The organism is Pseudomonas salomonii (genome assembly GCF_900107155.1).
GTDB lineage: Bacteria > Pseudomonadota > Gammaproteobacteria > Pseudomonadales > Pseudomonadaceae > Aquipseudomonas > Aquipseudomonas salomonii.
Genome location: NZ_FNOX01000006.1, coordinates 320,415 through 333,190, shown reverse-complemented (window position 1 = coordinate 333,190; position 12,776 = coordinate 320,415). Strand labels below are relative to the sequence as shown.

General features: G+C 59.5%; 10 protein-coding genes and 1 pseudogene. 7 read left to right on the top strand and 4 right to left on the bottom strand.

The features are described from left to right. Positions 1-44: 44 nt before the first annotated feature. Positions 45-1,226: a XylR family transcriptional regulator gene (locus tag BLV67_RS16030; RefSeq protein WP_069787251.1), complete on the bottom strand. Its 1,182-nt coding sequence runs from the start codon at positions 1,224-1,226 to the stop codon at positions 45-47. A 139-nt stretch (positions 1,227-1,365) separates the two neighbouring features. Here BLV67_RS16030 and xylA point away from each other — a divergent pair, with 139 nt between their 5' ends. The 4 genes from xylA to BLV67_RS16010 all read left to right on the top strand — a co-directional run bounded on the left by xylA (position 1,366) and on the right by BLV67_RS16010 (position 6,596). Continuing rightward, the gene (gene xylA, locus BLV67_RS16025) at positions 1,366-2,682 is read left to right on the top strand and encodes a xylose isomerase (RefSeq protein WP_069787252.1); all 1,317 of its coding nucleotides are present in this window, start codon (positions 1,366-1,368) and stop codon (positions 2,680-2,682) included. 225 nt (positions 2,683-2,907) lie between these two features. Further along, on the top strand, positions 2,908-3,909 hold the full coding sequence (xylF, locus tag BLV67_RS16020; RefSeq protein ID WP_056861846.1) for a D-xylose ABC transporter substrate-binding protein: 1,002 nt from the start codon (positions 2,908-2,910) through the stop codon (positions 3,907-3,909). A gap of 5 nt (positions 3,910-3,914) precedes the next feature. After that, the gene (gene xylG / locus BLV67_RS16015; RefSeq protein ID WP_069787256.1) at positions 3,915-5,459 is read left to right on the top strand and encodes a D-xylose ABC transporter ATP-binding protein; all 1,545 of its coding nucleotides are present in this window, start codon (positions 3,915-3,917) and stop codon (positions 5,457-5,459) included. Further along, positions 5,460-6,596 carry a sugar ABC transporter permease gene (locus BLV67_RS16010; RefSeq protein ID WP_056861844.1) on the top strand — a complete coding sequence of 379 codons (1,137 nt, stop codon included), beginning with the start codon at positions 5,460-5,462 and terminating at the stop codon, positions 6,594-6,596. 53 nt (positions 6,597-6,649) lie between these two features. On the opposite strand, the gene BLV67_RS16005 is transcribed toward BLV67_RS16010, so the two are convergent. The 3 genes from BLV67_RS16005 to BLV67_RS15995 all read right to left on the bottom strand — a co-directional run bounded on the left by BLV67_RS16005 (position 6,650) and on the right by BLV67_RS15995 (position 10,894). Beyond that, on the bottom strand, positions 6,650-7,897 hold the full coding sequence (locus BLV67_RS16005) for a glycoside hydrolase family 68 protein (RefSeq protein WP_069787253.1): 1,248 nt from the start codon (positions 7,895-7,897) through the stop codon (positions 6,650-6,652). A 251-nt stretch (positions 7,898-8,148) separates the two neighbouring features. Then, on the bottom strand, positions 8,149-9,087 hold the full coding sequence (locus BLV67_RS16000; protein WP_065932163.1) for a pectate lyase family protein: 939 nt from the start codon (positions 9,085-9,087) through the stop codon (positions 8,149-8,151). 307 nt (positions 9,088-9,394) lie between these two features. Continuing rightward, positions 9,395-10,894, bottom strand: coding sequence for a CoA-acylating methylmalonate-semialdehyde dehydrogenase (locus tag BLV67_RS15995; protein ID WP_056861841.1), 1,500 nt, complete (start codon positions 10,892-10,894; stop codon positions 9,395-9,397). A gap of 109 nt (positions 10,895-11,003) precedes the next feature. Here BLV67_RS15995 and BLV67_RS15990 point away from each other — a divergent pair, with 109 nt between their 5' ends. The 3 genes and pseudogenes from BLV67_RS15990 to BLV67_RS33680 all read left to right on the top strand — a co-directional run. Then, positions 11,004-11,942: a LysR family transcriptional regulator gene (locus tag BLV67_RS15990; RefSeq protein ID WP_056861840.1), complete on the top strand. Its 939-nt coding sequence runs from the start codon at positions 11,004-11,006 to the stop codon at positions 11,940-11,942. A gap of 152 nt (positions 11,943-12,094) precedes the next feature. Beyond that, positions 12,095-12,361: an acyl-CoA-binding protein gene (locus BLV67_RS15985; RefSeq protein WP_074854482.1), complete on the top strand. Its 267-nt coding sequence runs from the start codon at positions 12,095-12,097 to the stop codon at positions 12,359-12,361. 3 nt (positions 12,362-12,364) lie between these two features. Then, positions 12,365-12,508 (top strand): annotated as a pseudogene (locus tag BLV67_RS33680) (DUF6124 family protein); the annotation flags it as partial. Between the last annotated feature and the right edge of the window lie 268 nt (positions 12,509-12,776).

Sequence of the window (12,776 nt, the reverse complement as noted above, 5' to 3'; positions counted from 1 at the left end):
CACGTGGAACGTGGGAACTATCTTAGCCAGCTCCCTCCGTTGTTCTACGGTGTACTTGCGCCATGCTGGTACTCGCGCGGCGTACAGCCAAACTCTCGCCGAAACACCGTGTGCAGGTACTGCGCCGATTTAAAGCCGCAATTGTGGGCAACGTCGGCGATCGCCAATGCATGGTCTTCCAGGCCCTTGGCCGCCGCCGCAAGTTTGAAGCGCAGAATCTCGTCATGCACGCTGCACCCACGCACCTTGCGAAAGTGCGACTCCAGGGATGAGCGCGATACACCCACATACGCCGCCACCTGCGCGGTCTTGATGCCCTGGCAGGCGTACTGGCGGATAAACAGCAGTGCCTGCATCACATACGGGTTGCCCAAGGGTTGATGCAAACTGGAGGCCTGCACATTGATCGCATCCGGCGGCACCAGGATCTGCGTGCCCGCGCAGGGTTTGCCGTGCAGCATCTGGTGCAACAGCGCGGCGGCCGTGCGGCCCATGGTCTCGGTGCCCTGGATCACCGAGCTGAGCGGCACGCGCGTGAGGGTACGGGTCAGCGGGTCGTTGTCGATGCCGATCAACGCCACTTCTTCCGGCACCGCGATGCCGGCGGTCAGGCAGGCTTGCAGCAATTGCCGGGCGCGGGCGTCGGTGACGGCGATGATGCCGATGGGCTTGGGCAAGGCTTGCAGCCAGGCAATCTGCTGCTCCACCGCGCTGTCCCACAGCGGCGCACTGGTGCCCAGCCCACGGTAAATCTCAACCTGCAAACCATCGCGTTGCATCAGGCGGCGAAAGGCTTTCTCGCGCTCCTGCGCCCAGCGGTTGGCCTGGGCTTCGGGCAGGCTGAAACAGGCAAAGCGGGTCAGGCCAGCCTCGATCAAGTGTTCGTACGCCAACTTGATCAGCGCATGGTTATCGGTGGCCACATAGGGAATGCCCTTGGGGTAGGCGCGTGCATCCTGATAGGAGCCGCCCACCGCCACCACCGGCAAATGAATATCGGCGAGCGCCTCGCCGATCAGCGGGTCATCGAAGTCGGCAATGATGCCGTCGCCCTGCCAGCGCTCGATGCCTCTCAAGCGGCACAAAAAGTCTTCCTCCAGGAACAAGTCCCAGGACACACGCGTGCTGCTCAGGTAATTGCCGATGCCAGTGATGATGCCGCGATCGTAGATTTTGCTGCCATTGAACAACAGGGCAATGCGGTGCACGGGCGGTAGGGTTTTCATTGTTTTTATCCTGGGGCCGGTCCCTACAGACTAGCCCCGGCTGGTCAAAATCGCACTACGTCCTGGTGATTTTCATAATCGGCAGTCCCAATGCCGTTGCTAGTATCGGGGCACCGCCAAGAACAATAAGGAAAACGCCATGCCGTACTTCCCAGGTGTCGAGAAGGTTCGCTTCGAAGGCCCCAGCAGCGACGCCCCCCTCGCCTTTCGCCATTACGATGCCAACAAACTGATCCTCGGCAAGCCCATGCGTGAACACCTGCGCATGGCCGCCTGCTACTGGCACACCTTTGTGTGGCCGGGGGCGGACATGTTCGGCATGGGCACCTTCAAGCGCCCGTGGCAGCGCAGCGGTGAGCCGATGGACGTGGCCATCGGCAAGGCTGAAGCGGCGTTCGAGTTTTTCTCCAAACTGGGCATTGATTACTACAGCTTTCACGACACCGATGTGGCGCCCGAAGGCAGCTCGCTCAAGGAATACCGCAACCACTTTGCCCAGATGGTCGACCACCTTGAGCGCCATCAGGAACAGACCGGCATTCAGTTGCTGTGGGGCACCGCCAACTGCTTCAGCCACCCGCGTTTTGCCGCCGGCGCCGCCAGCAACCCGGACCCGGAGGTGTTCGCCTACGCGGCCGCCCAAGTGTTCAGCGCGATGAACGCCACCCAACGCCTCAAGGGCGCCAACTATGTGCTGTGGGGCGGTCGCGAAGGCTACGAGACCCTGCTCAACACCGACCTCAAGCGCGAGCGCGAACAGCTCGGGCGCTTTATGCGCATGGTGGTGGAGCACAAGTACAAGATCGGTTTTAAAGGTGATTTGCTGATCGAACCCAAGCCCCAGGAGCCGACCAAGCACCAGTACGATTACGACAGCGCCACGGTGTTCGGTTTCCTGCATGAGTTCGGCCTGGAACACGAGATAAAAGTGAACATCGAGGCCAACCACGCGACCCTGGCCGGGCACAGTTTTCACCATGAAATTGCCACCGCCGTGTCCCTCGGAATTTTCGGCAGCATCGACGCCAACCGTGGCGACCCGCAGAACGGCTGGGACACCGACCAGTTCCCCAACAGTGTCGAGGAAATGACCCTGGCCACCTATGAAATCCTCAAGGCCGGGGGTTTCAAGAACGGCGGCTACAATTTTGATTCCAAGGTGCGTCGCCAGAGCCTGGATGAGGTTGACCTGTTCCACGGGCATGTCGCGGCCATGGATGTGCTGGCCCTGTCCCTGGAACGCGCTGCTGCCATGGTGCAGAACGACCGCTTGCAGCAGTTCAAGGACCAGCGTTATGCCGGGTGGCAGCAGCCCTTGGGCCAGGCGGTGTTGACCGGTGAATTCAGCCTGGAATCGTTGGCGGAGCACGCGTTTGCCCATGAGCTGAACCCGCAGGCCGTGAGTGGCCGTCAGGAGATGCTCGAAGGCCTGGTCAACCGGTTTATCTACACCTGACCGCCCGCTGCTTTTGTGGCGAGCGGACCTCTGTGGCGAGCGGGCTTGCCCCGCGTTGGGGCGCGAAGCGGCCCCTGTTACTGGCAACTCGGTTTTAACAGATACACCGCATCGCCTGGTTTCAGGGCCGCTTCGCAGCCCAACGCGGGGCAAGCCCGCTCGCCACAGGTACGGTACATTCATCAAGTAAGTGTCTTTCCAACAACAATAAAAGGACGCACCACCATGAAAGCATTCAAACGCACCCTGCTTGCTTCTGCCCTGGCCCTGCTCGCCCTGCCGGTGATGGCCGACTCCGCCCACCCGAAAATCGGCTTTTCCATTGACGACCTGCGCCTGGAGCGCTGGTCCCGCGACCGCGACTACTTCGTCGCCGCCGCCGAAAAGCTCGATGCCAAGGTATTTGTGCAGTCGGCCGATGCCAACGAGCAGAAGCAAATCTCCCAGATCGAAAACCTCATCTCCCGTGGAGTCGACGTGATCGTCATCGTGCCGTTCAACGCCACCGTGCTGACCAACGCCGTCGCCGAGGCCAAGAAGGCCGGGATCAAAGTGGTGTCCTATGACCGCCTGATCCTCAACGCCGACATTGACGCCTACATCTCCTTCGATAACGAAAAAGTCGGCGAGATGCAGGCCAACGGCGTGCTGCAAGCGGCGCCCAAGGGCAACTACTTTTTGCTCGGCGGCGCCCCCACCGACAACAACGCCAAGGTACTTCGCGAAGGCCAGATGAAGGTGCTGCAGCCGGCCATCGACAAGGGCGATATCAAGATTGTCGGCCAACAGTGGGTCAAGGAATGGAACCCCACCGAGGCCCTGAGCATCGTTGAAAACGCCCTGACCCGAAACGACAACAAGATTGACGCCATTGTGGCCTCCAACGACGCCACCGCCGGCGGCGCGATCCAGGCCCTGGCCGCGCAGAAGCTCGCGGGCAAGGTGCCAATCTCCGGCCAGGACGCCGACCTCGCCGCCGTCAAGCGCGTGATCGACGGCACCCAGACCATGACCGTGTACAAGCCGCTCAAGCTGATCGCCACCGAAGCCGCGAAACTCTCGGTGCAACTGGCGCGGAATGAAAAACCCACCTACAGCTCGCAATACGACAATGGCAGCAAAAAAGTCGACACCATCCTGCTCACGCCGACCCCACTGACCAAGGCCAATATCGACCTGTTGGAGAAGGACGGTTTCTATACCAAAGAGCAGATTGCCGGGCAGTGAACGCCATGGCCGACTACTTGCTGCAAATGAACGGCATCGTCAAAACGTTTGGCGGTGTCAACGCCCTGAACGGCATCGATATCAAGGTACGGCCGGGGGAATGCGTCGGCCTGTGCGGTGAAAACGGCGCCGGTAAATCCACCTTGATGAAGGTGCTGTCGGCGGTCTACCCGTATGGCACCTGGGAGGGCGAAATCCTCTGGGACGGGCAGCCGCTTAAAGCCCATTCCATCAGCGAAACCGAGGCCGCCGGCATCGTCATTATTCACCAGGAGCTGACCCTGGTGCCGGACTTGTCGGTGGCCGAAAACATCTTCATGGGCCACGAACTGACCTTGCCCGGTGGGCGCATGAACTACCCGGCCATGCTGCAGCGCGCCGAAACGCTGATGCGCGAACTCAAGGTGCCGGACATGAATGTGGCGCTGCCGGTGTCGCAATACGGCGGCGGTTACCAGCAACTGGTGGAAATCGCCAAGGCGCTGAACAAACAGGCGCGCCTGTTGATCCTCGACGAGCCCTCCTCGGCCCTGACCCGTTCGGAAATCGAAGTGCTGCTCGACATTATCCGAGGCCTCAAGGCCAAGGGCGTGGCCTGCGTGTACATCTCCCACAAGCTCGATGAGGTGGCGGCCGTGTGCGACACCATCGCAGTGATTCGCGATGGCAAGCACATCGCGACCACGGCCATGGCCGACATGGATATCGCGCAGATCATCACGCAGATGGTCGGCCGCGAGATGAGCAACCTTTACCCCACCGAGCCCCATGCCGTCGGCGAGGTGATTTTCGAGGCACGCAACGTCACCTGCTATGACGTCGACAACCCCAAACGCAAACGGGTGGACGATGTTTCTTTCGTGCTCAAGCGCGGGGAAATCCTCGGCATTGCCGGGCTGGTGGGTGCCGGGCGCACGGAACTGGTGTCGGCCTTGTTCGGCGCCTACCCCGGCCGCTACAGCGCCGAGGTGTGGCTGGACGGGCAACTGATCGACACGCGCACGCCGCTCAAATCGATCCGCGCCGGGCTGTGCATGGTGCCCGAAGACCGCAAGCGCCAGGGCATCATCCCCGACTTCGGCGTGGGCCAGAACATCACCCTGGCGGTGCTCGACCGCTACGCCCATATGACCCGCATCGACGCCGAAGCCGAACTGGGCAGCATCGACCAGCAAATCGCGCGCCTGCACCTCAAGACCGCCAGCCCGTTTTTGCCGATCACCAGCCTGTCCGGCGGCAACCAGCAAAAGGCCGTGCTGGCGAAAATGCTCATGGCCAAGCCCCGCGTGCTGATCCTCGACGAGCCCACGCGCGGCGTGGATGTGGGCGCCAAGTACGAGATCTACAAACTGATGGGCGCGCTGGCCGCCGAAGGCGTGTCGATCATCATGGTCTCTTCGGAACTGGCCGAAGTGCTGGGGGTTTCCAACCGCGTGCTGGTGATTGGCGACGGCCAGTTGCGCGGCGATTTCATCAATGAAGGGCTCACCCAGGAACAGGTGCTCGCCGCCGCGCTCAGCCATAACAATAACCACCGGAAAACCGCGTAGATGAATCAGGTCAAACTGCTTTTTACCCGCTACAAAATGCTCGCCCTGGTGATTGCGGTGGCGATCATCTGGGTGTTTTTCAGCTGGCAGACCGAGGGCGGCTTTCTCACGCCGCGCAACCTGTCCAACCTGCTGCGGCAGATGTCGATCACCGGGATCCTGGCGTGCGGCATGGTGCTGGTGATCATCAGCGGCGAGATCGATTTGTCGGTGGGTTCACTGCTGGGGTTATTGGGCGGGCTGGCGGCGATTCTGGACGTGGTCTACCACATTCCGCTGCTCGCCAACCTGAGCCTGGTGGCGCTGTGCGGCTTGATGATCGGCCTGGCCAACGGCTACATGACCGCCTACCTGCGCATCCCCTCGTTCATTGTCGGCCTGGGCGGCATGTTGGCGTTTCGCGGGATTCTGCTGGGGATTACCGGCGGCACCACCATTGCGCCGGTGTCGCCGTCGCTGGTGTATGTGGGCCAGGGGTATTTGCCGCATGCCGTCGGCGTAGGGCTGGGCGTGTTGCTGTTTGCCTTGACCCTGTTCCTGACCTGGAAGCAACGGCGCAACCGCGCCCTGCATGGCCTGGCGGCGCATTCGTTGGTGCGTGACCTGTTGCGCGTGGCTGTGATCGGCGCAGTGCTGGCCGGGTTCGTCACCACTCTCAACAGCTACGACGGCATCCCCGTGCCGGTGCTGCTGTTGCTGGTGCTGCTCGGCGTGTTCAGCTACGTCACCAGCCAGACCGTGTTCGGCCGCCGCGTGTACGCGGTGGGCAGCAATATGGAAGCCACACGCCTGTCGGGCATTAACGTGCAGGCGGTAAAACTGTGGATCTTCGGCATCATGGGCGTGATGTGCGCCCTCGCCGGCCTGGTCAACACCGCACGCCTGGCTGCGGGCTCACCGTCGGCGGGCAATATGGGCGAACTGGATGCGATTGCCGCGTGTTTTATCGGCGGCACCTCCATGCGCGGCGGCTCCGGCACGGTGTATGGCGCATTACTCGGGGCGCTGGTGATTACCAGCCTGGATAACGGCATGTCGATGCTGGACGTGGACAGTTACTGGCAGATGATTGTGAAGGGCAGCATTCTGGTGCTGGCGGTGTGGGTGGATGTGAGTACCCGGGCCGGGCGGCGCTGACTCACAGCCATAAAAAAGCCACTCGAATGAGTGGCTTCTTATTGGTAGGTCGATTAACTCAGCACAACATCACGCATTGGCGGGATGTAACCGTAGTCGTAGGCCTCCTGCACAAACGAGCGGTCACCCTTCAATACAATCCTCACCGTGGGCGCCTCGGTGCCGCCGATGCGATAGTCGTCGCCGGTGGTGGGCACGCTGTCGATAAACGACGTCACCAGGCCATTGGGCATCACGCAATGGGAATACGTCTGGAACGGCTGCGACGGTGGGTTGCCAAGTACCAACCCCGAGCCATTCATCGGCGTATAGGGGCCAAACAGCTGCTCGCTCACAAAACCGTAGACACCATCCGGCCCCGTCACGCCGTCCGCGTAGGTGAACTTGTGACTGATGGTAAACAGGTAGTACTGGTTGTCCTGGAACACGTAATGCGGGCGTTCGGTTTGATCGTTCACGCCAACCGCCGTCACCAGTGGCGGCAGGATTTCCCATTCTTCACCGCTGAGGTCCTTGGCCACGGCGATGCCAATGCAACCGACCTGATACCGCGCACCGCCGACATCTTCATGCCCTGGCGGCACCAGACCGAGTTCATCCGGGCCCACCGCGTGAGTGCCGCGTTCACCCGCGACATTGCCTTCAAACACCATGTACAACTTGCCGTCGTTGGGGTCGATAAACGGGCTGGGGTCGCGAAAGTTCCACGTCGCGTTCTGCGCTTCGGTCTGGTAATACGTGCCGTCGGCATCGAACAGCGGTTTGACTTCAGTAAAGCCCTCAAGGGTAACGCCGCTGTCGGAGGTGACCACCCGGCCCCTGACCTTGGCAATGGTGGCCCCCGGGGTTACGCAGGTGTAATACAGGTCGATATCGCCGTGGTTGTTGATCAGGATCGGCGTGCCTGCCCATTCACGAGTGGTCGGCGAAACCCCTTCGGCCATCACGCGGCCGCCGAAGACCCAGTCCTTGCCGGTGCGTGAGTACCAGTAGCAAATACGCGCATGGCCGTGGCGGTCTTCCCAATCACGCTTGATGTCGTAACGGCCATCGGCGTTGATAAATTGCGGATCATGCGGGCGACGGTCTGCAGTCAAGGTGAAGATAACCGACCAACCATCGACCGATACCACCGTGCCATCCAGTTCACGCAATGGCATGGTGTCCCAAATAAACAGGGTGTCACTCATGACAGGAAAGTCAGGACTCACTAACGGCTGTGTGGTCGTCGGGTCATTTTCATTAACTTTAAGCGCATCGGCCCGAGTCCAACGAGTGGGTGTGTGATTCGCATGTTTCATGATGATGTCCTTTTACTGACGCTTTAGTGACAAGCGAAGATTAAATAACACTCACAGCCAGCAACTTGATGCCGACTGAAAAGAGCGAGCCATTATTAGCCCTATAAGTGCGAAACAAGGTTTAACATGCAACCTATCGATCACAACATGAAGAATTATTTAAGCCACAAGTGCCATCACTGTATTGATATCCTTGATATAAAAACAGTGGCACTGCGTATGAATAACCTGATCAATAGAAAGCTAGCTACTCAACTACCGAACACCAGCGCCACTGCCTGAGCACCCGCGTTCTTTTGCGTGAATTCCCTGGCCTGAGCGGCAGTTTTCAATGTGTAGTTATAGTTGGAACGCGCTGTCCACTTGGCATTGGGCGACTTCTGGCGGGTGATGGCGGGCACACTGTTGGTGTCGGTGAACGTGCCAGTGCCTTTATCGTCCAACATGCCGTTATTCTGGCTGCCCTCGCCGAAGTAATTGCTTTCAGAAAGGATATTGGCGTTCTGTGCCAGGGTAAAACCCAGATGGAAGTTATTCACGTAGTTGTTATACACGTGGAAATAACCGTAGCGCATCAAACCCGGCGCGCGCACTTCCATGTTGTCAAAGCGGTTATGGCACAGGGTAAGACGCGGGTAGCCATTAAACTCCGATTTGTTGTCATCGGCCGGGTGACCGAAGATCAAACCGTATTTGTGGTTGCCGAAAAAGCAGTTGCTGATGGTCGCGTAGTCGGCCTTTTCACCGATATACACCAGTTTATCTTCACTGCCGTCCGTGGTAGACCAGTTGTGGCCGACAAAAGAGCAATGGTCGATCCAGTATTGACTGCCATAGTTCAGGTACACCTGGATATCGTCATTGGCCTTAATACTTGCCGAATGCTTGAAGATAATGTTTTGCAGAATAATATTCTGCGACTGCGCCGTGGCACGCAGGTGGATGTTCTCCAGCGTGCGGTTCTGGAAGGAGCCGATCAGGGTCTTGTTAGCCCCCATGTTCACCTTGGTCAGGCTTGCCGCCGAGATATTGCTGTTGATCACCAGCACCCGCGGGGTGGTGTCGCCAATATTGGCTTTGAGTTGGTCCAGCGTGGTGATACTGACCACCTGGCCCGCCCAGCCACCGGTGACTTTTGCCGCAAGGGCGAAACCGGTCAAGCCGGTGAGCTTGCTTTCTGGATACGACATGAGATCCCTCTCTTTCATAAAAAGCGGCTCGACAGTGCGAGCCCGCGCATTCAAGTTAATCCGTTAACTTGCACACAGTGTTTGGCGTGGCTGGTAATGCCGAGGTTGGCTGATCAGCGCTTAAACACTGTGTTTATATACAGTATTGGATATTGAGTACGCCGTCAACACGCTGCTGGAAATGGCCAAGACCACGGTGGATTGCTCCATCGAATGCCTGAAGCCCGCCAGGGCTATGGCTTAAACGCGGTAAAAAAAGTGGGAGCTGGCAAGCCAGCTCCCACCATTGACCTGCGGTGTATTTAAGTTACTTGGACACCGGCATCGCAAACTCCGCGCCCTGCTCGATGCTCTCCGACCAGCGCTGCATGATCGACTTCTGCTTGGTGTAAAAACGCACACCTTCCGTGCCGTAGGCATGCATGTCGCCAAACAGGCTCTTCTTCCAGCCACCAAAGCCGTGCCAGGCCATCGGCACCGGAATCGGCACGTTGATGCCGACCATGCCCACTTCGATGCGCCGGGCGAATTCGCGGGCGATGTTGCCGTCGCGGGTAAAGCAGCTGACGCCGTTGCCGAACTCGTGGTCGTTGACCAGCTTGATTGCCTCGGCAAAGTCATTCACGCGCACGCAGGCCAGCACCGGGCCGAAGATTTCTTCGCGGTAGATGCTCATATCTTTTGTCACGTGGTCGAACAGGGTCGCGCCGAGCCAGAAGCCGTTTTCCAAGCCGGCCTCGGTTGGCACGTAATCACGCCCGTCGAGCAGCAATTGCGCGCCGGCTTGCACGCCTTGTTCGATGTAGCCGCTGATGCGTTCCAGCGCAGCACGCGACACGATCGGGCCCATTTCAGCCTTCAGATCGCGGCCGTCGGTGATGCGCAGGTGCTTGGCGCGCTCGGTCAACGAAGCGATGACTTTGTCACCCACATCGCCTACCAGCACGGCCACGGAGATCGCCATGCAGCGCTCGCCGGCACTGCCGTAGGCGGCGCCCATCAGCGCATCCACGGTTTTTTCGATATCGGCGTCGGGCATCACCACCATGTGGTTTTTCGCGCCGCCCAGGCCTTGTACACGCTTGCCGTTGCGTGCGCCGGTCTCGTAGATGTATTGGGCAATCGGCGTGGAGCCGACGAAGCTCATGGCCTTGACGTCCGGGTGTTCGAGCAGGGCATCCACCGATTCCTTGTCGCCCTGCACCACGTTGAACACGCCTTTGGGCAGGCCGGCTTCACGCAGCAGCTCGGCCATGAACAGCGAGGCGCTCGGGTCGGTCGGGCTGGGCTTGAGGATGAAGGTGTTGCCCGCCGCGATGGCGATCGGGTACATCCACATCGGTACCATCACCGGGAAGTTGAACGGCGTGACGCCCGCCACCACACCCAAGGGCTGGCGCATCGTCCAGTTGTCCATGCCACGGGAAACCTGGTCGGAATGCTCGCCCTTGAGCAGGTTGGGAATGCCGCAGGCAAATTCCAGAATATCAATGCCACGGTCGACTTCACCCTGGGCATCGGTGAAGACTTTGCCGTGCTCGGCGACGATGATGCGCGCCAGGTCGTCCTTGCGTTCACGCAGCAGGTGCAGGTACTCGAACAACACACGAGCGCGGCGGATTGGCGGTGTGTCGGCCCAACCGGCGAACGCGGCCTGGGCAGCGGCGACGGCTTCACCGACGGTCTGGCGGCTGGCCAGGGCGACCCGACCGGTGATTTCGCCGGTGGCTGGGTTGTAGACGTCTTGATAGCGATCATCGCGGCTCACGCGTTGGTCGTTGATGTAGTGCTCAATCGTGCTGGTCATGGCAGGTGATCCCTGGTGGGTAGCGTTGAGGCACACGATAGGCTTTCAGTTTGTTCCAAACCAGAGCAGAATCCTGAACTTATTGTCCTTGTGAGCGAACAATAGCACCATGGAAAAATCCGAGATCGAAGGGCTGTGGACCCATATTCACTGGTTGTCGGTGCTCGAAGAACAAGGCACCTACACCGCCGCCGCAGCGCGCCTGGGGGTGAGCAAGTCGGCGGTCAGCCAGCGCATCTCGGACCTGGAAAAGGCCACCGGCACCCGCCTGGTCACCCGCACCACGCGCAGTGTGCGCCTCACTGATGCGGGGCTGTCGTTGACCCGCGAAGTGCGCAGTGCTTACGAACACATCGCCCGCAGCTTCTCGTCGGTGCGCGACTCGGCCGGGGAGATTCGCGGGCTGGTGCGCCTCACCGCGCCGGTGGCATTTGCGCGGCAGCAATTGGTGCCGCATCTGTCGGAGTTTTTACAGCTATACCCGCAAGTGCGCATACAGCTGGACGTGTCGGATGCCCTGAGTTCACTGGCAGCCGAAGGTTACGACCTGGCGGTGCGCCATGGCTTCCAGGTGCCGGAGACCCATGTGGCGTGGAAGTTATGCGACACCGGCTCGGTGCTGGTCGCCACCCAGGACTACCTGCAACGCCACGGCGAACCCCGCGAGCCTGCCGACCTCAGCGCCCACAACTGCCTCTACTACCCACGCGGCGCCGACCAGCCGGCCTGGACATTCGAGCGCGGCGGCAAAAAAGTCGAACGCACCACCGTGCCCATCGCCGGCAGCTTTTCCACCAACAACAGCGAAGCCCTGCGCGACTCGGCGCTCAACCACCTGGGCATCGCCCTGCTCCCGGATTTCAGCGCCCAGGCGGCCCTGGCCAGCGGCAAGTTGGTACACGTGCTCAAGGGCTGGACACTCAAGGGCGCATTTGCCGATGAGATCTACTTGATCCGCCCGTACTCACCCCATGTGCCGAAGTCGGTGAGTGCGTTGGTGGGGTATCTGAAGGAGAAACTGTCGGGTGGGTTTCGGTTTGTGGGATGAGGCGAGGTTGCGCGAATAAATCAGCGCCATTAAGCGTGGCGCTTATAGCCAACAGGTATTGATAACTGTCATTTATACCAGGCGTATCGTCTACGCCTGCCACTTACTATTTGAAGCGCACACCTAACCCGGTTAAATACCTTGGAGGCACCATGAGCAGTGCAGATTTCGACTCAGCAGTGGAAGCGGTCACACGGTTATTAAAACGACCAGCCGATGATGAACTTGTTGAACTGTATGGGTTATACAAACAATCCACACAGGGTGACAATAACTCTGCAAGGCCTGGCTTCACTGATTCTGCAGGAAAAGCTAAATGGGATGCTTGGAACAAACTAAAAGGTACGCCACAACATGAGGCCCAAGAAAAGTATATCGAATTAGCGAATAGCCTGATCAACCGAGAGAGCACCTCATAAGGGTCGGCCACCACACTCAATTGCAGTGAAATGCTCGCCAGCCCCGAACGCGCGAAGATCCTGGGGGTGTGGCATTTGCTGGAGCTGGCCCGCACCACGGTGGATCGCTCTATCGAGTGCCTGAAACCCGCAAAAGCAATGGCTTAAACACGGTCAAAAATGTGGGAGCTGGCTTGTCGGGTCGCCGCATCGCTGCGATGGCGGTGTATCAGTTAGAAAATCGGGTGCAGATATACCGTTATCGCAGGCAAGCCAGCTCCCACATTAGATCTGTGGCTGCTGCTCCATGTGGCTGATCAGTCAGTGGCCTTTCGACATGGTTTGTAAAGGGCCAGCAAGGCGTGTCCCTTTTAATTGCAGGACGTTTCCTAGACAATCCCTGCCGCCTTGTGCCTGTTGGAATCGATGGCTAGTC